Source organism: Streptomyces sp. NPDC092370 (genome assembly GCF_044755265.1).
In the GTDB taxonomy this organism is placed as follows: domain Bacteria; phylum Actinomycetota; class Actinomycetes; order Streptomycetales; family Streptomycetaceae; genus Streptomyces.
The window spans coordinates 310,251-331,539 of sequence record NZ_JBIVQO010000007.1 but is presented as its reverse complement, the minus strand read 5'-3'; the positions used below and the strand labels follow the sequence as shown (position 1 = coordinate 331,539).

Below are 21,289 nucleotides of genomic sequence, written 5' to 3'. Positions count from 1 at the left end.
ATGCGCTTGCATTCCATGCATGCGCATGTAGCCTTCCGGGCATGACCTCTCCGCTCATCTCCCCCGCGTCCGAAGGGCGTTGGACTCCACGGCTCTGGGGCACACTGCTCGTGCTCTGCGCCGCGATGTTCCTGGACGCCCTGGACGTGTCCATGGTCGGCGTCGCCCTGCCGTCCATCGGCGCCGACCTCGGCCTGTCGACGTCGGCGCTGCAATGGATCGTCAGCGGGTACATCCTGGGCTACGGCGGCCTGCTGCTCCTCGGCGGACGCGCCGCCGACCTGCTGGGCCGGCGTCAGGTGTTCCTGGTGGCCCTGGGTGTCTTCGCCCTCGCGTCGCTGCTCGGCGGGCTCGTCGACTCGGGGCCGCTGCTCATCGCCAGCCGCTTCGTCAAGGGACTGAGCGCGGCCTTCACGGCCCCCGCCGGCCTGTCGATCATCACCACGACGTTCCCCGAAGGGCCGCTGCGCAACCGCGCCCTGGCCATCTACACCACCTGCGGCGCCACCGGCTACTCGATGGGCCTGGTCTTCTCCGGGCTGCTGACGGAGGCCAGCTGGCGGCTCACCATGCTCCTGCCCGCTCCGATCGCGCTGATCGCCCTGCTCGTGGGCCTGAAGCTGCTGCCGCGCAGCGAGCGCGAGCGCGGCGAGGGCGGCTACGACGTCCCCGGTGCAGTCCTCGGCACCGCCTCGATGCTGCTGCTCGTCTTCACCGTCGTCGAGGCACCCGAGGTGGGCTGGGGTGCGGCCCGGACGATCCTGTCCTTCGCCGCCGTGGCCGTGCTCCTGGCCGCCTTCGTCGCCGTCGAGCGGCGCAGCCCCAGTCCGTTGATCCGGCTGGGCGTGCTGCGCTCGGGACCGCAGGTGCGGGCCCAGCTGGGCGCGCTGACGTTCGTCGGCAGCTACATCGGCTTCCAGTTCCTGGTCACCCTGTACATGCAGCAGCTGCTCGGCTGGTCCGCGCTGCACACGGCCCTGGCATTCCTGCCGGCGGGCGCGCTGGTGGCGCTGTCCGCGACGAAGGTCGGAGCCGTCATCGACCGGTTCGGCACGGCCCGGCTGATGGTGCTCGGCTTCGCACTGGTGGTCACCGGGTACGTGCTGTTCCTGCGCATCGACCTCGACCCCGTCTACGCGGCGGTCATCCTGCCGACGATGCTGCTGGTCGGCTCCGGTTTCGCGCTGACCTTCCCGTCCCTCAACGTCCAGGCCACCAACGGTGTCGACGAGCACGAGCAGGGCATGGTCTCCGGACTGCTCAACACCTCGGTCCAGGTCGGTGGCGCGATCTTCCTCGCCGTGGTGACGGCGGTGGTGACCGCGAATGCCCCCGAAGGCGGCAGCCCCTCCCCGCAGGCCGTGCTCGACAGCTACCGGCCCGGCCTCGTGGTCGTGACGCTCATTGCCTTCGCCGGCCTGCTGATCACCCTCACGGGCCTGCGGACCCGACGGGAGCGGCCGTCCGTCGTCGTCGCCCAGTCCACCCCGAAGGAGGCGGAGCGCGTCACGGTAGGCGACTAGGGAGCGTTTCCAGGCCTGACGACGCCCTGCGTGACCCGAGAGGGGGCGCAGGGACGGCACAAAGCAGCACAATCAATCGAAAAAGTGTACGTTTCATACTTTCCTGGACTCCGAAGGGGCTCTACGCTCATGTACAGATGGCGGGCGGAGGGCCGGCCAGTCGACCACCGCCGCCTGTAACGAGCGGAGGCGGAGATGAAAGCGTCGATACGGCGGTCCGCGATCTTCGCAAGCGCGGCTGCTCTGGTGATAGCCGTCTGCGGTACGACGGGCACTGCCCAGGCCGAGCCGGGCGATGGTGAGCTCGAGTTCGGCTACGTCCTGCCGGAGACGGGACAGCTGGCCTACCTCGGGCCACCCCAGATCGAGTCGTTGAAGTTCGCGATACAGAAGATCAACGACGCCGGCGGAGTTCTGGGCAAGTCCGTGCCGACCGTGGTCTCCAGTGACGAGGCGGGCCAGGAGGCCGTCGCCGCGCAGTCGGCCGACCGGGTCCTCGCGGCAGGCGTGGACGCGATCGTCGGAGCCGCGGCTTCCGGCATGTCGCTGGCGTTCATCGACCGGGTGACCGGTGCGGGCGTGGTGCAGTGTTCGGGGTCGAACACCGCTCCCACCTTCACCGACTACGAGGACGACGGCTTCTACTTCCGTACCGTCCCGAGCGACGCGTTGCAGGGGCCCATCCTGGCGGATGTCGTCCGCGACGACGGCCACGACCGAGTGGCCTTGGTCGCACGGGCGGACGACTACGGGCGCGGCCTGATGGAGGCCACCCGCAAGGGGCTGGAGGACCGGGGCGCGACGGTGACGCTCGCCGAGACCTACGACCCGAAGGCGACCAACTTCGACCAGGTCGTCCAGCAGGTGGAGAACTCCAGGCCGGACGCCGCCGTGGTGATCGCCTTCGAGGAAGGCACCCAGATCCTGCAAGGCATGATCGAGTCCGGGCTCGGGCCCGACCGGATCGGCGTCTACGGCGCCGACGGACTGCGCAGCGAGGAACTGCCCTCGCTGGTCGCCCCGGGCCGGCCGGAGAGGCTCTCCGGGATGAAGGGGACCGCGCCGGCCTCGGCGGAGAACGAGCAGTACGTGAAGGAGCTGAAGGAGTTCGCGCCGAAGCTGAAGGAGCTGCAGTTCGCACCGCAGGTGTTCGACTGCGTGACGACGATCGCTCTGGCCGCCGAGAAGGCGGAGTCGGACGACCCGGGCGAATACGTGAAGGAGATGAACGGCATCACCGAGGGCGGCGAGAAGTGCAACTCGTTCGCCGCCTGCAAGGAGTTGCTGGCCGACGGCAGGGACATCGACTACGACGGTGTGAGCGGGCCGCTCGACTTCACCGACAAGGGCGAACCCGGCCAGGCGGCGATCGAGGTGTACGGCTACGACGACAAGGGCAAGTTGCAGACCCTGCGCACCGAGACCAGCAGGGCCGAGGAGTGAGCGGGAGGACCGACAGCGGGAGTCAACGGACGCGGGCGAGCGTGCCGAGGTAGAGCTCGATCACCTTCTCGTCGTGCAGCAGGGCCGTACCCGTGCCGGTGTACGCGTTGCGGCCCTGGTCGAGGACGTAGCCGCGGTCACAGAGCTGAAGGCACCTGCGGGCGTTCTGTTCGACCATGAGGACGGCGACGCCCGCGCTGTTGATCATTCTGCACCGGTCGAAGACCTGGTCCTGGTGGAGCGGTGACAGGCCGGCCGACGGCTCGTCGAGCAGCAGCAGCTGCGGCTCCATCATCAGGGCGCGGGCCATCGCCAGCATCTGGCGTTCGCCGCCGGACATCGCGCCGGCCTTCTGCTTGCGGCGGTCGGCCAGCACGGGGAAGAGCTCCTCGACCGCCGCGACCCGCCGCGCGTGGTCCCTGGGCCGCAGATACACGCCCATCAGCAGGTTCTCCTCGACGGTCAGCGTCGGGAACACGTTCTGCAGTTGCGGTACGTAGCCCACGCCCCGCCGGACCAGCTCGTGCGCGGGTCGGCCGGTCACGTCCTCGCCGCGCAGCCGCACGGTCCCGCCGCGCACCCGCAGCAGCCCGAAGACGGCCTTGACCAGCGTCGACTTACCGGCGCCGTTGGGGCCGATCACACCGACCACCTCGCCCGGCCGCACCTCGATGCTGCATCCGCGCAGCACGTCGACACCGGGGACGTAACCGGCGACGAGGTCGTCGGCCGCCAGCACCGGTACCTGTTCCTCGGCGGACATCGCTACTCCTCCTTCCCTTTCCCCTTCTCCTCGGTCGCCTCCGGCTCGTCGTGCCGCTTGCCCAGGTAGGCGTCCACGACGGCGGCGTTCCGGCCGATCGTGTGCGGTGGGCCCTCGGCCACCAGGTGGCCGTCGGCCATGACGGCCACCCAGTCGCTGATGCCCATCACCACGTCCATGTCGTGCTCGACGAAGCACACCGTCAGCCCTTCGTCGCGCAACCGCGTGATGTGTCCGAGCAGCGACTGGGTCAGCGCGGGGTTCACCCCGGCCATCGGCTCGTCGAGCAGGAGCATGACCGGCCGGGTCATCAACGCGCGGGCCAGTTCCAGCAGTTTGCGCTGGCCGCCGGAGAGCGTGCCGGCGTGGTCGTCGCGCAGGGGCCCGAGCCGGAACCGGTCCAGCAGTTCGTCGGCCCGGCGCTCGGACTCCCGCTCCTGCCCGCGCCACAGCGGTCGCAGCAGCGCGGGCAGCACCCGCTCACCGCGTTGCCCGGGCGCGGCGAGCAGCAGGTTCTCCAGCACCGTGAGCCGGGCGAGCGCCCTGGAGAGCTGGAACGTTCGGACCATTCCGCACCGCGCCACCCGGTGCGCCGGGGCGCCGGTGAGCGGTTGTCCGTCGAACGACCACCGGCCGCCGTCGGCCCGGTCGAACCCGCTCACGACATTGAACAACGTGGTCTTGCCGGCACCGTTGGGGCCGATGAGCGCCGTGATGGTGCCGCGTTGCACCTCCAGGTGCTCGACCCGCACGGCGACGAGGCCGCCGAAGGCGCGGGTCACCTGGTCCAGGACCAGCAGGGGATCGGGCTTGCGCACCCCCGGCTCGGGATCGATGGCGGAGAGCCGGCCCGGGTGCGGCACGACAGGGTCAGCGGCCACTGAGCAGCATCTCCTTCCGGCTGCCGAGGATGCCCTGCGGCCGGAACGCGACCAGCAGGATCAGGGCGACCCCGACCAGGGCGAAGCGCACCGCGCCGACCTCCGACGTACTGATGAGGTCCGGCGAGATGTACTCGGCGTCGATGGCCTGGCGCAGCGCGCTGTCGAGGAAGCTGAGGACGAACCAGAACAGGATCGCGCCGACGACCGGCCCGAGGATGCGCCCGGCGCCTCCCAGCACGAGCAGCGTGTACAGGAAGAACGTGACGCCCGGGTCGTAGTTGTCCGGGTTCACGGACTGCACCTGGATCGCCTGCATCATGCCCGCGGCCGCCCCGATGACGCCGCCGAGCACGAGACTCTGCATCTTGTACGCGTAGACGTTCTTGCCGAGGCTGCGCGCGGCGACCTCGTCATCACGGATCGACCGGATGACACGTCCCCAAGGGCTGTGGATCAGCAGGGCGAGCAGACTTCCGACCACGACCACCAGCGCCCATCCGACGATCATCACCCAGAGGTCGCGGGAGCTGAACCTCACGAGCCACACGCCGTAGGTGCCGGGCTCGATGGGGCTGAGGTCGTAGAAGTCGTTCGCGAACCTCTGCAGCCCGAACACCCCGCCGGTGACCGGTTCGGCCCAGCTGGAGCGGTAGAACAGCCGTAGCGTCTCCCCCGCCGCGATCGTCGTGATCGCGAGGTAGTCGGCGCGCAGTCGCAGGGTGGGCAGGCCGAGGAGCAGGGCCAGCACGATCGCGCAGGCGATTCCTCCCAGGACGCCGAGCCACATCGGCCCGTCGTACGTCGACACGGTGATGGCGAGCCCGTAGCCGCCGACCAGCATGAATCCGACCTGGCCGAAGTTCAGCAGCCCCGTGTAACCGAAGTGCAGGTTCAGCCCCATCGCGGCGAGGGCGTAGACGGCGGCGATGGGGCCGATCCCCGAGCGCAGGGCGTCGGAGACGATGGCCGAGAAGTCCATGGCCCACCCCTCACCCGACGCGTTCGGCCCGGCCGAGGATGCCCTGCGGCCGGACGAGGAGGACGAGGATGAGGACGAGCAGCGCCCAGGCGTACTGCAGGTCGACCGGGAACCACAGGGTGGACATCTGGGCGACGACGCCGATGACCAGGCTGCCGACCATCGCGCCGTAGGCGGAGCCGAGGCCGCCCAGGATGATCCCCGCGAACATGAGCAGAAGGAGCTTGAAGCCCATGTCCCAGGTGACGATCTCCACCAGGCCGAAGAAGACCCCGCCGAGCGCGGCCAGTCCGCCGCCGAGCATCCACACGAACAGCACCACCCGCTGCACGTCGATGCCCGACGCCTCCGCGAGGTCACGGTTGGCGGAGACGGCCCGCACGGCCGTGCCGATCCGCGTCTTCTGCAGGAGCGCGGCGATGCCGAGCAGCACCAGGACGGAGAGCAGGGTGACGGTGAGGTCTCGCGGGGTGATGCCGGCCGGCCCGAGGCCGATCGTGTTCTGGATGTCGTACTGGGCGTAGGAGGCGGGCCGGGTCCCGTACAGCACGAGTACGACGTGGCGCAGCAGCAGCGAGAGCCCGATGGTGACGATGAACATGTTGATCAGCCCGGTGCCCCGCGCCCGCAGCGGGCGCCAGATGCCGCGCTCGACCGCCCCGCCCAGCAGCGCGCCGAAGACCACCGCGGCGACGGCGGCGGGGATCAGGTGCCAGCCGGGCCCGGCCGCGGAGACGTTGAGGAAGAACGCGAAGGTGGCGCCGATCGTGACGAACTCACCGTGCGCGAAATTGATCAGGTGGATGGTGCCGAAGATCAGCGAGAGCCCGACCGACGTGATCGCGATGATCACCCCGAACTGGATACCGTCGATCAGCGCCTGCAGAGCACGCGCGGCGAACGTGGGGCCGCGCGGGACTTCCTCACCCTGTGCCCGCGCGGACATCGGGGGCACCGTCACGAGGACCAGGGCGAGGGCCGGCACGAGCATCCGCTGAGAGCGCACGGCGGTTCCGGTACGTCACGAACATCCCTTATGGAACCAGTGTAGGCGCAGGTCGGGGCGGTGACACGGTCGGTGGGCCCAGCGCGTGTGCCCAGGGAAGGGAGGATGCGGGATGGGTGACGGCGGTGACCTCGCGAGTGCGTACAACGACGACAGTGTGCTCTTCCGGGTGCTGAGGCACCTCGGCTGGGACAGCCTCGCCGACATCGGCTATTTCACGCTGCCCACCCTGCCGCTCGTGGTCTTGGCCGGGCCGGCGCCCTTTCAGCGCCGACTGGCTCGCCGGTCTCTGGCGTTGCTGGACGCCCGGCCCGGACAGCTCGTCCTGGATGCCGGATGCGGCCGCGGTGACACCACTGCGCGGTTGGGCGCCGCGGGATGCCGGGCACTGGGGGTGGACATCCAGCCCGCGCAGGTCGACCAGGCACGTCGCCGTTTCGGCGGCTGTTCCGGCGCGCGCTTCGCCGTCGCCGACGCCACGGCGCTGCCGCGGCGGGCAGCGCAGATCCCGTTGACGGATGGCTCCTTCGACCGAGTGCACTGCCTGGAGGCCGCCTTCCACTTCGGCCATGAAGGACGTAGGTCATTCCTGAGCGAAAGCTTCCGGCTGCTCCGCCCAGGAGGCCGGCTCGTCCTGGTGGATGTCACGTCCCGTACGGATCAGCCGATCGGAACCCTCGACCCGAACGGCCTGGTACGCGGGACCTGGCGCTTCGACGACATCGAACCGTACGAGCGGTACCCGCTGATGGCCTCCGCCGCCGGTTTCACCACGCGCCGGATCCTCGACTGGACCACCCCCGTACTCCACCGTGCAGCCCAACTCTGCGCCCTGTTCGTCGGCGCCGCTTCCACCCGGGCCGGCCGACAGGCCCTGTGCGTGCGGTGGCCCGGCCTCGGAACACTCGACGCACGGGACTGGAGCGAGGTCATCACCGTCGTACGAGCCCACCGGGACATCGGGCGCGTCACTCGCTACACGGCGTACGTCCTCGACAAACCCGTGGTCGGCGGCACCGGCAATTGCCCCCTGAGGGTCCACGGCCATCCGGCCGGCGGCCACTGCCGCTCGCTCGGGGCAGGGGGAACACCTCCCGAGTGCGCCCGGCGGGTTCCCTTGCCAGCCGGGCGCACCCCTGTTCCACTCGCCGTATGACCCGTCACGGGGGACGGCGTACCCAGGCCGAACGCGACGCGATCACCGTCGAGATCGGGTACGCGCTGTGCACTGCGGCCTTCGCGGCCGCGGGTGGTGTTCGCAGCCGTGGCCGGGCCCGCGCTGCTCTTCGACCTGCCGGCCACGCCGGAGCACCTGCTGCTGCGCACGGCTGATGCCGGCACCCGTGCTCTTCGCCGTCCGGGTGGTCAGTGTGCCGACCCGCTTCCAGAAGGCGGATCAGCCCAGCCGGCCCGGGCGCACCAGCCCCGAGTCGTAGGCGTGCGCGACCAGTTGGGACCGGTCGCGGTCGCCGAGGTGCACCATCGTGCGGCTTACGTGGGTCTTCGCGGTGGCACGAGGACCGTGGATCGCCAGGGTCATCGGGGCGCCGGCCCTTCCCGCCGGTCCCACCGCGCGGGCCCGTGCCGCACCGCAGCGGCGGACCTCCCCGCGCCCGCTGCTCGTCCATACCGGCCACGCCAGACGCCCGCGGCGGCGTCACCCCTGTGTGGTGATCACGCGTACTCCCCGGGAAGCACGCGGGCTCGCCGTGCGGCGGCTCACGCGGGCCCGGGCACCAGCCCCACCCCCTGGGCGAGTTGCCCCACCGCGTGCCGGAAGAACGCCTCCCGGTCCTCCACCATCCGGTTGAACTGGCCGAACACCTCGAAGCTGACCAGTCCGTACAGCTGGGCCCAAGCGGCGACGAGCGCCGTCACGATTTCCAGCGGGACGTCGGGGGCGAAGTCGGCGGCCATCCGTTCGGCCTCGGGGCGCAGGCCGTCCGGCAGGGCGGGCCGGGCAACACCCGGGCCCTGATGGGCGTCGCGCGCGATACCGATGAGCAGGAGGCCCACTCGGGCGGCGGCCGGAACGGTCGTGTCGGGCGCCGTGTAGCCGGGGACCGGCGATCCGTAGATCAGCGCATACTCGTGCGGGTGCTCCAGCGCCCAGCCCCGTACCGCCTCACACACCGCGATCCATCGCTCGAAGGGGCCGGCGTCGGCATCGTGAGCCGCCTCGGCGCTCTCGCCCAGCGAGTCGTAGGCGTCGATGATGAGGGCGGTCAGCAGGTCGTCACGGCTGGGGAAGTAGCGGTACAGCGCCGAGGAGACCATACCGAGCTCACGCGCCACGGCCCGCAGGGAGAGCCGGGCGGCACCCTCCGCCGCGAGTTGCCGGCGAGCCTCGTCCTTGATGGCCGCGGTGACTTCGATCCTGGCCCGGGCACGGGCGCCGTGTGCGGTGCTCATACCCGGCAGTCTCCCATGAAGGCAGAGCAGCGCACACAAACGAGAGCGGTGAACAAAAAAGAGAGCAGTGCTCTTGCATCAGCACTCCGCACCCGTGCAGACTGGGGCCGAAGAGAGCGAGAGCAGCGCTCACAAAAGAGAGCACCGCTTCGCCGCAGACGAGGGGTCCTCATGTCCACGCACGTGCAGAAGCCCGGCTGGTTCACCGTCAACGTCCTCAACCGTCTCGTGGCCTGGCTGACCCGCCGCGGCGTCAGCGTCTGGGGCTCGCGCGTCCTCGCCGTCCGCGGCCGCAAGAGCGGCCAGTGGCGCACCACCCCGGTCAACCTGCTGACCCTGGACGGCAAGCAGTACCTGGTCGCCCCCCGCGGCCATGTGCAGTGGACGCACAACATGCGCGCCGCGGGCGGCGGTGAACTGCGCCTCGGCACGCGTGTGGAGAGCTTCACCGCCTCCGAGGTGGGCGACGACGACAAGACGCCGGTCCTGCGCGCCTACCTCAAGCGCTGGAAGGCGGAGGTCGGGGTCTTCTTCAACGGAGTCGGCCCCGACTCCACCGACGACCAGCTGCGCCGCATCGCCCCCGACCACCCGGTCTTCGAGATCATCCCGACGAGCTGACCTCGCCGTCCGCCGCGGGACGGTGGTCCAGCGCGGACAGGGCCCGCTGGGCCACCGGGTGCGAACGGACGATCTCGCCCAGCGACGTCGATCCCTGCGTGATCTCCTTGAACGCCTTCCAGGCGGGACGGAAGCCCGTCAGCGCCGCGTGGAACAGCCCGGGACGGCGTTCGAACACCGTCAGCAGCCGCTTGCCGACACTCATCTCCACTCCGAGCCCGGCCTTCACGGCGAACGCGTAGTTGAGGGCCTGCCGACGCGTGTCCACCGCGTCGTGCGCCTCGGCGATCCGCACCGCCCACTCCCCCGCCAGCCGGCCGGACCGCAGCGCGAAGGAGATGCCCTCACGGGTCCACGGCTCCAGCAGCCCCGCCGCGTCACCGCACACCAGCACCCGCCCGCGCGAAAGCGGGGAGTCATCGGCGCGGCATCGGGTCAGGTGCCCCGAGGAGATGCTCGGTTCGAAGCCGGCGAGGCCCAAGCGGCCGATGAACTCCTCCAGGTACCGCTTCGTCGCGGCACCTTCGCCCCGGGCCGAGATCACCCCGACCGTCAGGGTGTCGCCCTTGGGGAAGACCCAGCCGTAACTGCCGGGGATGGGGCCCCAATCGATGAGCACCCGGCCCTTCCAGTCCTCGGCGACGGTCTCCGGCACCGGGATCTCCGCCTCCAGGCCGAGATCCACCTGGCCGAGCTTGACCCCGACATGCGCCCCTATGCGGCTGGCACTGCCGTCCGCTCCGACGACGGCCCGCGCGAGCACGACCTCGCCGCCCTGGAGGACCACGGCGACCGTGCGCCGGTCCGGCACCGACGAGCCGTGCTGCTCGACCCGCTGGACCGTGACACCGGTGCGCAGCTCGGCGCCCGCCTTCTGCGCGTGCTCGACGAGCTGCTGGTCGAACTCGGGCCGGTTGATCAGCCCGAACAGCATCTGCCGGGACCGCCGTGTACGCGTGAAGCGACCGTTGCTCGAGAACGTCACCGCGTGCACCCGGTCCCTGAGGGGCAGCTCGAAGCCGGGCGGCAGCGCATCGCGGGAGGGGCCGATGATGCCGCCGCCGCACGTCTTGTACCGCGGCAGCTCCGCCTTCTCCAGCAACAGCACGCGTCTGCCCGCGACCGCCGCCGCGTACGCGGCCGAAGCGCCCGCGGGTCCCGCGCCCACCACGACGACGTCCCACACCTGGCGCACGTCGTCCGCCGAAGAGTTCTCGCTGCTCACGATGGTCTACTGCTCCCGATCAAGCCGCCTGCCGCTGTCTCCCGCATCCTACGGCGGCGGTCACCGCAGGCCGCTGTGGGAGGATCGGCGACGTGGGTGGCCCTTACACGGGGCCGCGCCCGCACCACACGATCACCGCGTACCGAGAGGTACGCATCCGTACAACGTCGCACCCACGAGGAGCGTGCCCATGTCGTCGAATCCGGTCGCCGAGACCGTCGCCTCGCTGATGCCCAGGGCGAAGGAAGAGCTCACCGAACTGGTGGCGTTCCGGTCGGTGGCGGACTTCGACCAGTTCCCGAGGAGCGAGAGCGAGGGCGCCGCCCGCTGGGTCGCCGCCGCGCTCGCCGCCGAGGGTTTCGAGGACGTGGCCCTGCTCGACACACCCGACGGCACGCAGTCGGTCTACGGCTTCCTGCCCGGGCCGGCGGGCGCGAAGACCGTTCTGCTGTACGCCCATTACGACGTGCAGCCGCCGCTGGACGAGGGCGCCTGGACGACCCCGCCCTTCGAGCTGACCGAGCGGGACGGGCGCTGGTACGGGCGCGGGGCCGCCGACTGCAAGGGCGGCCTGATCATGCACCTGCTGGCGCTGCGCGCGCTGAAGGCGAACGGCGGCATCCCCGTCCATGTGAAGGTGGTCGCCGAGGGCTCGGAGGAGATGGGCACGGGCGGCCTGGAGCGGTACGCCGAGGAGCACCCCGGCCTGCTGGAGGCGGACACGATCGTCATCGGCGACACGGGCAACTTCCGCGTCGGCCTGCCGACCGTCACCTCCACCCTGCGCGGCATGACCATGGTGCGCCTCCAGGTCGACACGCTCGCGGGCAATCTGCACTCGGGCCAGTTCGGCGGTGCCGCGCCCGACGCACTGGCCGCCCTCATCCGCGTGCTGGACTCGCTGCGCGCCGAGGACGGTTCGACGACCGTCGAGGGGCTCTCGGGTGACGCGGTTTGGGAGGGGCTGCGGTACGACGAGGAGCAGTTCCGGCGGGACGCCAAGATCCTGGACGGCGTCGAGCTGATCGGCTCCGGGACGGTCGCCGACCGCATCTGGGCCCGGCCGGCCGTCACGGTCGTCGGCATCGACTGCCCGTCCGTGGTCGGCGCCACCCCGTCCGTTCAGGCCCGAGCCCGGGCGCTGATCAGCCTGCGGGTGCCGCCGGGCGTGGACGCGGGCGAGGCGACCAAGCTGCTCCAGGCGCACCTGGAGGCGCACGTCCCGTGGGGCGCGCGGCTCAGCTGCGAGCAGATCGGCCAGGGCCAGCCCTTCCGCGCCGACACCACCAGCCCGGCGTACCAGGCCATGGCGGCCGCGATGGCGGTGGCCTACCCCGGGCAGGAGATGCAGTACGCGGGGCAGGGTGGCTCCATCCCGCTGTGCAACACGCTGGCCGCCCTCTACCCGCGGGCGGAGATCCTGCTCATCGGGCTGAGCGAGCCGGAGGCCCAGATCCACGCGGTGAACGAGAGCGTCTCCCCCGAGGAGCTGGAGCGTCTGTCGGTGGCGGAGGCGCTGTTCCTGCGCAACTACGCGGCGAACTGACCGCTCTGCCCACAGCGGAAGGCCCTCGTCCCGGGGCGGGGGCCTTCCTAGGGTCGTCCCATGGACGTCATCGAACTGTCCCCCCGACTGCATCTGCTGCGCTTCCCGGTCGGCCAGGCCTACCTCTGGCGCGACGGCGGCGAACTGACGCTGGTCGACGCCGGCCCCGCCGGCTCCGGCGCCCCGATCGCCGAGGCGATCACCGCCCTCGGCCGGCAACCCCGGGACGTGCGGCGGATCGTGCTCACCCACTTCCACGAGGATCACGCGGGCGGAGCGGCCGAGTTCGCCACGCTCAGCGGCGCCGAAGTGCTGGCCCACCGACTGGACGCGCCCGCCGTACGGGGCGACGCCCCGGGCCCGGAGCCACTGTTCGAGGACTGGGAGCGGCCCCTGCACGAACAGGCACTGAGACTGCTGCCCGAGGGCGACTACGCCCGGCCCCGGGAAGTCACCGAAGTGACCGGCGGCGAGGTGCTGGACATCGGCGGCGGGGCACACGTCGTGCACGTGCCGGGGCACACGCACGGCAGCATCGCTCTCCATCTCCCGCAGCACGGCGTGCTGTTCACGGGTGACACGGTCGCCGCGTCACCCGTCGACGGCACGGTGATGCCGGGAGTGTTCAACCTCGATCGCGCGCAGGTCCTCGCGGCCTGCCTGCGCCTTGCCGAACTGGAGGCGGACACGGCCTGCTTCGGTCACGGGGACCCGGTGACGGCGCGGGCGGCCCGGGCGCTGCGGAGCGCGCTCGGGCGACCCGCTTAGCCGAGAGCCGGATCCAGGACGATGTCCTCCTCGCGCGCCGTGACGGACGGCTCCTCGGGGAAGTGGCAGGCGGTCAGATGGCCCGAAGGGCTGCCCTGGGCGCGCACCAGCGGCGGTTCCTCCAGGTCGCACTTCTCCTGCGCCTTCCAGCAGCGGGTGCGGAAGCGGCAGCCCGAGGGCGGGTCGATCGGGGAGGGCACGTCCCCGGCCAGCCGGATGCGTTCGCGCCGCTCGGCGGCGTCCGGGTCGGCCTCGGGGACGGCGGACAGCAGCGCGTGCGTGTAGGGGTGCCGAGGCCGGGTGTAGAGCGACTCCCGGTCGGCGACCTCCACGATCTTGCCGAGGTACATCACGGCGACCCGCTCGGAGAAGTGCCGTACGACGGCGAGGTCGTGGGCGATGAAGACGAAGGCGATGCCGAACTCCCGCTGGAGGTCCTGGAGCAGATTGACGACCTGCGCCTGGATGGAGACGTCCAGCGCGGAGACGGGTTCGTCGGCCACGATCAGCTTCGGCCGCAGGGCGAGCGCGCGGGCGATGCCGATGCGCTGGCGCTGACCGCCGGAGAACTCGTTCGGGTAGCGGTTGTAGTGCTCGGGATTGAGCCCGACCGTCTCCAGGAGTTCCTGGGCGCGCTTCTTGTGCCCCTGCGGTGGGTTGATGCCGTTGAGCCGCATCGGCGTCTCGATGATGGTGCCGACGGTGTGCCGGGGGTTCAGCGACGAGTACGGGTCCTGGAAGATCATCTGGAGGTTGCGCCGGGCCTCTCGCATCCGCCCGGGCGGCCGGTGCGTGATGTCCTCGCCGTCGAAGACGACGGAGCCACCGGTGGGTTCGAGCAGCCGGGTGATCAGCCGGCCGGTGGTCGATTTGCCGCAGCCGGACTCGCCGACCATGCCCAGCGACTCGCCCGGTCCGACGGAGAAGTCGATGCCGTCGACGGCCCGGACGGCCCCGATCTGCCGCTGGAGGATGACGCCCTGACGGATGGGGAAGTGCTTCCGCAGACCGCGTACCTCCAGGAGGTTCTCGCCGGCGGGGCGATCGGTGCTCTGCCCGGTGAAGGGCTCGGTGGTGCTCACGGCATGCTCCCTTTCGTCCGCCGCCGTCACTGCGCGGTCCGTGCGGCCGCGGCGCCGCGCTCGTCCGGACCGGCCCCGCCGCGGATCTCCCGCTTGGCGTCGTCGCCGAGGTGGCACGCGGCGAGGTGTCGTTCACTGCCGGAGACCGGGCGCAGCTCGGGCCGTTCCGCAGTGCAACGGCCCTGTTGAACCCAGCCCTTGTAGGCGCAGCGCGGGTGGAAGGAGCAGCCGTCCGGCAGGTTGATCAGGCTCGGCGGGCTGCCGGGGATCGGGTTGAGCCGTTCACCGACATCGCCGCCGAGATGCGGCATCGACTGCAACAAGCCCCAGGTGTAGGGGTGCTGGGGCTGCTTGAGCACGTCGTGGGTGGTGCCGTACTCGATGCGGCGGCCGCCGTACATCACCAGGATGTCGTCGGCGACGTCGGCGACCACGCCGAGGTCGTGCGTGATGATGACGACGGCGGAGCCGAACTCCTCCTGGAGGTCGCGGATCAGGTCCAGGATCTGCGCCTGGACGGTGACGTCCAGGGCGGTGGTGGGCTCGTCGGCGATGAGCAGGGCCGGGTCGCACACCAGCGACATGGCGATCATGGCGCGCTGGCGCATACCGCCGGAGAACTGGTGCGGGTAGTCCCCGACCCGGCGCTCGGGCTGCGGGATGCCGACCCGCTTCAGCATCTCCACCGCGCGGTTGCCGGCCTCCTTCTTGGAGACCTTGTGGTGCACCCGGTAGGCCTCGGCGATCTGGGAGCCGACGGAGAAGAAGGGGTGCAGCGCGGACAGCGGGTCCTGGAAGATCATGGAGACCGTACGGCCGCGCAGTGCGCGCATGTCGGCCTCGGGCAGGGCGACGAGTTCTCTGCCCTCCAGCCAGATCTCGCCGGAGACCCGGGCGCGGGTGCCCTTGTGCAGTCCGAGCAGGGCCAGCGAGGTCACCGACTTGCCGGAGCCGGACTCGCCGACGATGCCGAGGGTCCTGCCCTTCTCCAGGGTGAAGGAAACGCCGTCGACGGACTTGACGAGGCCGTCCTCGGTCGGGAAGGCCACCCTCAGGTCGCGGACGTCGAGGAAGGGGGCGGGCGCGGGCGCGACGTGCGCGGGCTGCGGTGAGGTCGATACGGACACGGGAGTTCCTAAGGACGAGGAAGGGCTCAGGCGAGGCGCACGCGCGGGTCGACGAGGCCGTACACCAGGTCGACGACGACGTTGGCGAGGACGACGAACGTCGCGGCGAAGAGCGTGGTGCCGAGGATGACCGGCAGGTCGGAGTTCTGGACGGAGTCGACCGCGAGCTTGCCGATGCCGTTGATGCCGAACACCGACTCGGTGATGACCGCGGAGCCGCCGATCAGTGAGCCGACGTCCATGCCGAAGATGGTGATGATCGGCGTGACGGCGGCCCGCAGACCGTGCTTGAGGACGACGGTGGCCGCAGGCAGGCCCTTGGCGCGGGCGGTGCGCATGTAGTCCTCCGCGAAGACCTCCAGCATGGAGGAGCGGGTGAGCCGGGTGTACATCGCGAGATAGACGATGACCAGGGTGCTCCACGGCAGGATCAGCCCCTGGAACCAGCCGGCCGGGTCCTCGGTGATCGGCGTGTAGCCGGAGGTCGGCAGGATCTGGAACGTGTCGACGAAGAGGTACAGCAGGAGCAGGCCGATGAAGTAGATCTGCACCGACACGCCGAACAGGGCGAGTCCGACCGCCGCCTTGTCGGCGGCCCGGCCCCTGCGCACCGCCGCGACGGTGCCGAGGCCGACGCCCAGGACGAGGAACGCCACTGCGGCGCCCAGGCCGAGGGAGAGATCCGCCGGGAAGTCCTGGAGCAGGGTGGTCAGGACGGGCGTGTCGGTCTGGAAGGAGATGCCGAGGCAGGGCGCGCCGCAGTGGATGCGCACACTCTGGTCACCGTAGTCACGCCCCGCGACCAGCCCTTTGACGAACTCCCAGTACTGCGTCAGATAGCTCTGGTCCAGGCCCAGCGAGTGCTTGATCTCCGCGAGACGGGAGGGCGAGCACGTCTTGCCGCAGGCCAGGAGCGCGGGGTTGGACGGCAGCGCGAAGAAGATGAAGAAGGTGATCGTGGTGATCACCAGCATGATCACGGCCGCTGCCAGCAGGCGTCTGATGAGGTAACGAAACATGGGGTGCCGGGACCTGACGTGAGGGGGATGCCCGCCGGCGGCCGGGGCCGTCGGCGGGGTTCAGAGGGGATGCGTCACTGCTTGATGTACGCGTGCACCAGGCTGGGTTCGGCCATGATCGGGTCGTTGATGACCCCGCCGACCTTCGAGCCGCTCACCTCGCTGAAGTTCATGTACATCAGCGGGACGACGGCGGCGTCCTTCAGGATCTGCTCGTCCAGGGCCCCGTAGGCGGTGTCGCGTTGCTTGATGTCGGTCATCGTGCCGATCGTGTCGATCTGCGCGTTGACCTTCGGGTCGTTGAGGTACGAGAGGTCGTTGTTGGACTGCGGGAGCTTCTTGATCTGGCGCCCGTCGAAGAGGGTGGGCAGCACGGTGGAGGCGTTCGGCCAGTCCGCGATCCAGTCGCCCCAGGTCAGGTCGTACTGGTTCTTCACGTTGTCGACGGTGCTGAAGTAGTTGTTCTTGTCGATCGGGGTGATGTTCACCGTGATGCCGATCTTCGCGAGCGCGGTCTTCACGGCGTCGGCGAAGTGCTCGTGCGTGGGGATGTTCTCCACCGCGAGGGACATCGTCGGCTTGGGGTTGCCGGCCTGCTTCATCAGGGCCCTGGCCTTGGTGAGGTCACCGGAGGGGTTGCTGCTGTAGAGGTTGAAGTCCTTGTGTCCGTCGATGCCGGGGGCGAGCATCGTGGTGGCGTAGTTGCCGTAGGCCGAACCGCCGAAGGCACCGCGTACGGTGGTCTTGTCGACGGCGTACTCGATGGCCTGACGGACCTTGAGGTCCTTGACCCGGTTCATGTTGATCGCCATGTAGTTGATGCCCGGCGCCGGGATCTTGTAGTAGCGCGACGTCAGCGACGGGTCGCCCGCCATCGTCGTCAGGTCGGAGCCGGCGATCGGTGTCTGCGTGATCGCGGTCTGCGCGGATCCGCCGTCGGACTTGATCTGCTGGTCGATGGCGGCCTGGTCCTGCCCGAACTTCGCGTCGATCTCGTCGAGGTTCTGCTGGCGGATCGGGTCGGTCGACCGGCTCCAGTTCTTGTTCCGGACGAGAACCATTTCCTTGTTCTTGGTGTACGACTTGATCATGTAGGGCCCGTCGGACCAGACATGCGTGTCGTACGTGGCGCCGGTGTCGTGGGCCTTGGGCACCGCCGACCAGCCGGTCATGGCCGTCGTCTCGTTGAAGTCGGCGACGGGCTGGTTGAGATGGAAGACGAGGGTGTACTTGTCCGGTGTCCGGATCGAGGCCAGTTGCTTGCCCTGGTACGGGCCCTTGTAGGAGTCGCCGCCGACCAGCCACTGACTGGCGTACGGCGGACCGCCGTTGATGTCCGGGGAGAAGGCCCGTTCGACGCCGTACTTGACGTCCTGGGCGGTGACCTCGCCGCCGTCCTGCCACTTGATCCCGTGACGCAGGTGGAACGTCCACACCGTCGCGCCCTTGGTGGCCGTTCCGGTGCCGGTCGCCAGGTCGCCGACCAGCTTGGGCCGGGATGCCGTCTCGTCCCAACCGGTGAGGGTGCGCACGAGCTCGTAGTCCATGCTCGAACCCTCGGTGGTGTACGTCCGCTGAGGGTCGATGTGGTTGAAGTCGGCGTCGTCGAGGATCGTCAGCGTGCCGCCCTTGGACGGGGAGCCGCCGGCGCTGCTGCCGGAGGACCCTCCACAGGCGGTGGCTCCGAGGGCGATCACCACGGCGGTTGCCGTGAGAGCGACTGTGCGCGATCTGCGCGTTCTGCGCGTCATTGGGGAAACTCCGTTCTTGCTACGGGGCGGCGGCCGTCGGTGGGACCGCCGGGCCGAAACTCGGTGGGTGGCTTGTCAGCCGCGTCGGGCGCGGGGATCCAGGGCGTCCCGGACGCCGTCCCCGAGCAGGTTGAGCGCCAGGACCAGGAGCAGGAGCAGGACGCCGGGCACGAAGAGGTACATCGGGTCCTGGAGGAAGAACTGGGAGGCGTCCGACAGCACGGCTCCCCAGTCGGGGTTGGGCGGGATGACACCCACGCCCAGGTACGACAGCGCCGCCTCGGTGGTGATGTTCTGCGGGACGGCGAGCGCGAAGGAGATCAGGATCGGCGCCCACAGGTTGGGCAGCAGCTGCCGGAAGAGGATGTGCCGCCGGCCGGCGCTCATCAGCCGCGCGGCGTCGACGAACTCCCGCTCGCGCAGGGACAGTACCTGTCCGCGCACCAGGCGGGCGGTGTACGCCCAGGCGAAGACGGCGATGTTGAGGACCAGGACGAGCAGGCGGAGGTTCTCGTCGGTGCCGCCGTGGCTGTTGGTCTGCAGCGCGTTCTGGATCACCGGGGTGAGCGCGATGATGAACAGCAGCTGCGGGAACGCCAGCATCACGTCCATGATCCGGGACAGCAGGGAATCGACCCAGCCCCCGAAGTAGCCGGCGGCGAGCCCTGCGACGACGCCGACGGCGGTGGACAGCAGCGCCGAGGCGAATCCCACGTAGAGGGAGGTGCGCAAGCCGTAGACGAGCCGGGCGAACAGGTCGTAGCCCGTGCCCGGTTCGACGCCGAGCAGGTGCTGGGCGCTGATGCCGCCCAGCGATCCGTAGGGGAAGTTGCCCGTGTCCGGATCGATCGCCTTGTTGTCGGGGGTGATCGGCCCCCAGCCGGTCAGCGCGGTGAGGACCGGTGCGAGGAGGGCGATCGCGATGAACAGGAGGGTGGCCGCCAGGGCGACCGTGGTGACCTTGTCCCGTCTGATCCGCCGCCAGGCCATCCGGGCCGGTGAGCGGCCGGCGACTACCGTGCCGCCGGGTCTGGATTCCTGCGTCGACGGTTCGGCCGGCGACGCGGTGCCGCCGCCGGTGTCGACCGGCTGGTGTTGCGTGGTCATCGTACGGACATCCCGGATCTGCCCCTGGGGCAAGGAAATTGGGTGGCGGTCGTTGCTTCCGCCGTGAGACTCTGCGGACTTTCGCAACGGCCTGCGAGTCCGGTCAAGCCGCGCAGGGGCGAGAAAAGGGATTGTTTGCCTACATGGAAAAGTGTTGGCGAGAGCGGGGAATGCGATTACCCGGCGCGTGAATGTCCGAGGAGAGTTCCTTGGGCAGGGATTGGCCGTGGCTCCGCCGTCGTTTCCTCTCGCTTTTCCCTCGGGATTCCCCGTGCCGGGTAAAGAGCACGCGTGCGGCGCGCGCCGTCAGCCGACCGGAACCCCGGCCTCGAGGTAGAAGGCCGCTCCGCGCTCACGGGCCCGCAGGGCCCAGCGCAGCCGCTCGTAGCGCACCGGGGGCAGCAGGCCGGCGGCCTCCTCCTCGGTGACGAACCGCCAGCCGCGCAGCTCCGGGCCGGGCAGCAGCAGCCGGCCGGCCTCCGCGGAGCGGAGGAGGCCGCCGTCGAAGAGCAGCCGCAGACCGCCGAACCCGGGGGGCACGGGGCGCTCCCAGTCGACGACGAGCAGGCTCGGCACCTCGTCGAGGCTGATGCCGGTCTCCTCGGCGACCTCGCGCATCCCGGCGCGCGCGGGTGCCTCCCCGGGTTCGACGACGCCGCCGGGGAACTCCCAGCCGGCCTTGTACGTGGGGTCGACGAGCAGCACCCGGTCCCGCTCGTCGAAGAGGAGCACCCCGGCGGCGAGTGTCTCGGCGGTGGGCTCCGGCGTCTGCACGATGTCGCAGACGGGCACGGAACCGCTGGTGACGGCGTCGGCGATCCGGACGGCCGTCTGGTACGGCGTGAGGTCGCCGTTGTCGACCGGGTGGGCGTCGGCGGTGAGCCAGGAGGCGAGTGCGGCCCGGTACGGCTCCATGTGGCCGAAGGACGACTGGCGTATTCGTATCTCGTCCTCGGGCAGGTCCGGCGGAACCTCGCGGCCCGCGATGCGCTCCCGCAGTATCGTTTCGGCCGGAGCGAGCAGGATGTGGCTGACCGGAATCCTGCGCGCGGCCAGCCCGCCGAAGATCTCGTCTCGGTACTCCTGGCGCAGCAGGGTCATGGGGACGACGAGGGTTCCGCCGAGCTCGGCGAGCATCGCGGCCGCCGTGTCGATCACGAGCCGTCGCCAGATCGGCAGGTCCCGGAAGTCTCCGGCCTCGGCGAGGCGTTTGGGCGGCAGCAGCCGGGCGAGCGTGCCGCCGATGACCTCCGGGTCGAAGAGTGTGCTGTTCGGGATCAGTTCGATCAGCTCCCGAGCGGTGGTGGTCTTCCCCGCACCGAACGCGCCGTTGATCCAGACGACGGTCACAGGTCCCCCTCTTCTGTTGGCCCCCTGAGGCTTGCCCGCTCCACCCTGCCACGGAAACCAGCCGCAGTTGAGGGCGCATGACGACGGCGCCGGCGCCCCCTCTGGCGGGAGCGACGGCGCCGTGGCCGACGAGCCGTGCGGCCGTCAGCCCTTCTCGTGCCGGGTGCCGTCCTTCCGGTCCAGGGACAGGCCGTCCTCGGCGACGGTCTCGTCGAGGGTCTTGCGGGTCTCGTCGACGCTCAGGGTGCCCAGACTGTCCCCGAGGGCGTGGGACGGGGTGACCGCCGCGACGACGAAGCCGGTGGCGAGGGAGGCGATGGCGAGCATGCTGCGCTTCTTCATGCCCGACTCAACGGCCGGACCCGCCGCGGGGTCACGCAGCCTCCTACGGGCGACGGCGCTTCAGGCGGAGTCCCCGTCCCGGTCGGCCGCCCACGCCTGGGGGCCGCCGCCGCGCCACTCGATGAGCCCTGTGGCCGCCACGTACGCCTCGTCCGCGTCCTCGATACCGGCCCGCCGCAGGAACTCGGCCACATCGATCGGCCCGTAGGCGATGCCGAGGAACTGGTCGTCCACACGGACCCGACGGCCGCCGTCCGCGGCGGGCGGGTAGACCACGACGGGTTTCACGGACGCCATGGCACCAGGGTGGGCGGGAAGCGCGCCGGCCGCGCGCCGGGCTG

20 protein-coding genes and 2 pseudogenes are annotated in these 21,289 nt (G+C 70.4%); 7 read left to right on the top strand and 15 right to left on the bottom strand.

Translation table 11 applies throughout. The annotated features are described in order from the left end of the window. Positions 1-41 precede the first annotated feature (41 nt). Positions 42-1,523, top strand: coding sequence for an MFS transporter (locus ACIQHQ_RS22960; RefSeq protein WP_402614249.1), 1,482 nt, complete (start codon positions 42-44; stop codon positions 1,521-1,523). A gap of 195 nt (positions 1,524-1,718) precedes the next feature. Next, positions 1,719-2,966, top strand: coding sequence for an ABC transporter substrate-binding protein (locus ACIQHQ_RS22955; RefSeq protein ID WP_402614246.1), 1,248 nt, complete (start codon positions 1,719-1,721; stop codon positions 2,964-2,966). Between the two features lie 22 nt (positions 2,967-2,988). Here the strand turns inward: ACIQHQ_RS22955 and ACIQHQ_RS22950 are convergent, their stop codons facing one another. The 4 genes from ACIQHQ_RS22950 to ACIQHQ_RS22935 are packed head-to-tail and all read right to left on the bottom strand — an operon-like array spanning position 2,989 to position 6,598. Continuing rightward, positions 2,989-3,729 (bottom strand): ABC transporter ATP-binding protein, encoded by a 741-nt coding sequence (locus ACIQHQ_RS22950; RefSeq protein ID WP_402614243.1) that lies wholly within the window; start codon positions 3,727-3,729, stop codon positions 2,989-2,991. A gap of 2 nt (positions 3,730-3,731) precedes the next feature. Next, positions 3,732-4,610: an ABC transporter ATP-binding protein gene (locus ACIQHQ_RS22945; RefSeq protein WP_402614241.1), complete on the bottom strand. Its 879-nt coding sequence runs from the start codon at positions 4,608-4,610 to the stop codon at positions 3,732-3,734. After that, on the bottom strand, positions 4,600-5,592 hold the full coding sequence (locus tag ACIQHQ_RS22940; protein WP_402614238.1) for a branched-chain amino acid ABC transporter permease: 993 nt from the start codon (positions 5,590-5,592) through the stop codon (positions 4,600-4,602). Before ACIQHQ_RS22940 ends, ACIQHQ_RS22945 begins: the two co-directional genes overlap by 11 nt. A gap of 10 nt (positions 5,593-5,602) precedes the next feature. Then, positions 5,603-6,598 (bottom strand): branched-chain amino acid ABC transporter permease, encoded by a 996-nt coding sequence (locus ACIQHQ_RS22935; RefSeq protein ID WP_402614235.1) that lies wholly within the window; start codon positions 6,596-6,598, stop codon positions 5,603-5,605. A 112-nt stretch (positions 6,599-6,710) separates the two neighbouring features. On the opposite strand from ACIQHQ_RS22935, the gene ACIQHQ_RS22930 reads away from it, so the two are divergent. Further along, on the top strand, positions 6,711-7,754 hold the full coding sequence (locus ACIQHQ_RS22930; protein WP_402614232.1) for an SAM-dependent methyltransferase: 1,044 nt from the start codon (positions 6,711-6,713) through the stop codon (positions 7,752-7,754). Next, positions 7,751-8,034, top strand: a pseudogene (locus ACIQHQ_RS22925) (DUF6332 family protein). The gene ACIQHQ_RS22930 and the pseudogene ACIQHQ_RS22925 overlap by 4 nt, the downstream one beginning before the upstream one ends. Here ACIQHQ_RS22925 and ACIQHQ_RS22920 read toward each other — a convergent pair. Both ACIQHQ_RS22920 and ACIQHQ_RS22915 read right to left on the bottom strand, forming a co-directional pair. Further along, positions 7,995-8,108 (bottom strand): annotated as a pseudogene (locus ACIQHQ_RS22920) (DNA-binding response regulator); the annotation flags it as partial. The pseudogenes ACIQHQ_RS22925 and ACIQHQ_RS22920 sit on opposite strands and share 40 nt — an antisense overlap. A 209-nt stretch (positions 8,109-8,317) precedes the next feature. Further along, complete coding sequence (locus ACIQHQ_RS22915; RefSeq protein ID WP_402614229.1) at positions 8,318-9,010, bottom strand: TetR/AcrR family transcriptional regulator; 693 nt, start codon at positions 9,008-9,010, stop codon at positions 8,318-8,320. A gap of 171 nt (positions 9,011-9,181) precedes the next feature. On the opposite strand from ACIQHQ_RS22915, the gene ACIQHQ_RS22910 reads away from it, so the two are divergent. Continuing rightward, a complete protein-coding gene (locus ACIQHQ_RS22910; protein WP_402614226.1) occupies positions 9,182-9,631 on the top strand; it encodes a nitroreductase family deazaflavin-dependent oxidoreductase in 450 nt (149 codons plus the stop codon). Here the strand turns inward: ACIQHQ_RS22910 and ACIQHQ_RS22905 are convergent. Beyond that, complete coding sequence (locus ACIQHQ_RS22905) at positions 9,615-10,856, bottom strand: geranylgeranyl reductase family protein (protein WP_402614223.1); 1,242 nt, start codon at positions 10,854-10,856, stop codon at positions 9,615-9,617. The two genes, ACIQHQ_RS22910 and ACIQHQ_RS22905, sit on opposite strands and share 17 nt — an antisense overlap. A gap of 190 nt (positions 10,857-11,046) precedes the next feature. Here ACIQHQ_RS22905 and ACIQHQ_RS22900 point away from each other — a divergent pair, with 190 nt between their 5' ends. Next, entirely contained in the window at positions 11,047-12,402 is a 1,356-nt protein-coding gene (locus ACIQHQ_RS22900; RefSeq protein WP_402614220.1) for a dipeptidase, read from the top strand. A gap of 60 nt (positions 12,403-12,462) precedes the next feature. After that, a complete protein-coding gene (locus ACIQHQ_RS22895) occupies positions 12,463-13,170 on the top strand; it encodes an MBL fold metallo-hydrolase (RefSeq protein ID WP_402614217.1) in 708 nt (235 codons plus the stop codon). Here ACIQHQ_RS22895 and ACIQHQ_RS22890 read toward each other — a convergent pair. The 8 genes from ACIQHQ_RS22890 to ACIQHQ_RS22855 form a co-directional block, all read right to left on the bottom strand. Beyond that, the gene (locus tag ACIQHQ_RS22890; RefSeq protein WP_402614214.1) at positions 13,167-14,252 is read right to left on the bottom strand and encodes an ABC transporter ATP-binding protein; all 1,086 of its coding nucleotides are present in this window, start codon (positions 14,250-14,252) and stop codon (positions 13,167-13,169) included. The two genes, ACIQHQ_RS22895 and ACIQHQ_RS22890, sit on opposite strands and share 4 nt — an antisense overlap. 26 nt (positions 14,253-14,278) lie before the next feature. Further along, positions 14,279-15,379, bottom strand: coding sequence for an ABC transporter ATP-binding protein (locus ACIQHQ_RS22885; RefSeq protein ID WP_402614211.1), 1,101 nt, complete (start codon positions 15,377-15,379; stop codon positions 14,279-14,281). 26 nt (positions 15,380-15,405) lie between these two features. Continuing rightward, positions 15,406-16,398 carry an ABC transporter permease gene (locus ACIQHQ_RS22880; protein ID WP_402614208.1) on the bottom strand — a complete coding sequence of 331 codons (993 nt, stop codon included), beginning with the start codon at positions 16,396-16,398 and terminating at the stop codon, positions 15,406-15,408. Positions 16,399-16,472: 74 nt separating this feature from the next. Beyond that, entirely contained in the window at positions 16,473-18,149 is a 1,677-nt protein-coding gene (locus ACIQHQ_RS22875; RefSeq protein ID WP_402614205.1) for an ABC transporter substrate-binding protein, read from the bottom strand. Between the two features lie 75 nt (positions 18,150-18,224). Further along, complete coding sequence (locus ACIQHQ_RS22870) at positions 18,225-19,256, bottom strand: ABC transporter permease (RefSeq protein ID WP_402614203.1); 1,032 nt, start codon at positions 19,254-19,256, stop codon at positions 18,225-18,227. 306 nt (positions 19,257-19,562) lie between these two features. Then, positions 19,563-20,606, bottom strand: coding sequence for an NUDIX domain-containing protein (locus tag ACIQHQ_RS22865; protein ID WP_402614200.1), 1,044 nt, complete (start codon positions 20,604-20,606; stop codon positions 19,563-19,565). Positions 20,607-20,750: 144 nt separating this feature from the next. Beyond that, complete coding sequence (locus ACIQHQ_RS22860) at positions 20,751-20,948, bottom strand: hypothetical protein (protein WP_402614197.1); 198 nt, start codon at positions 20,946-20,948, stop codon at positions 20,751-20,753. Between the two features lie 60 nt (positions 20,949-21,008). Then, positions 21,009-21,245 carry a hypothetical protein gene (locus tag ACIQHQ_RS22855; RefSeq protein WP_402614194.1) on the bottom strand — a complete coding sequence of 79 codons (237 nt, stop codon included), beginning with the start codon at positions 21,243-21,245 and terminating at the stop codon, positions 21,009-21,011. Positions 21,246-21,289 lie beyond the last annotated feature (44 nt).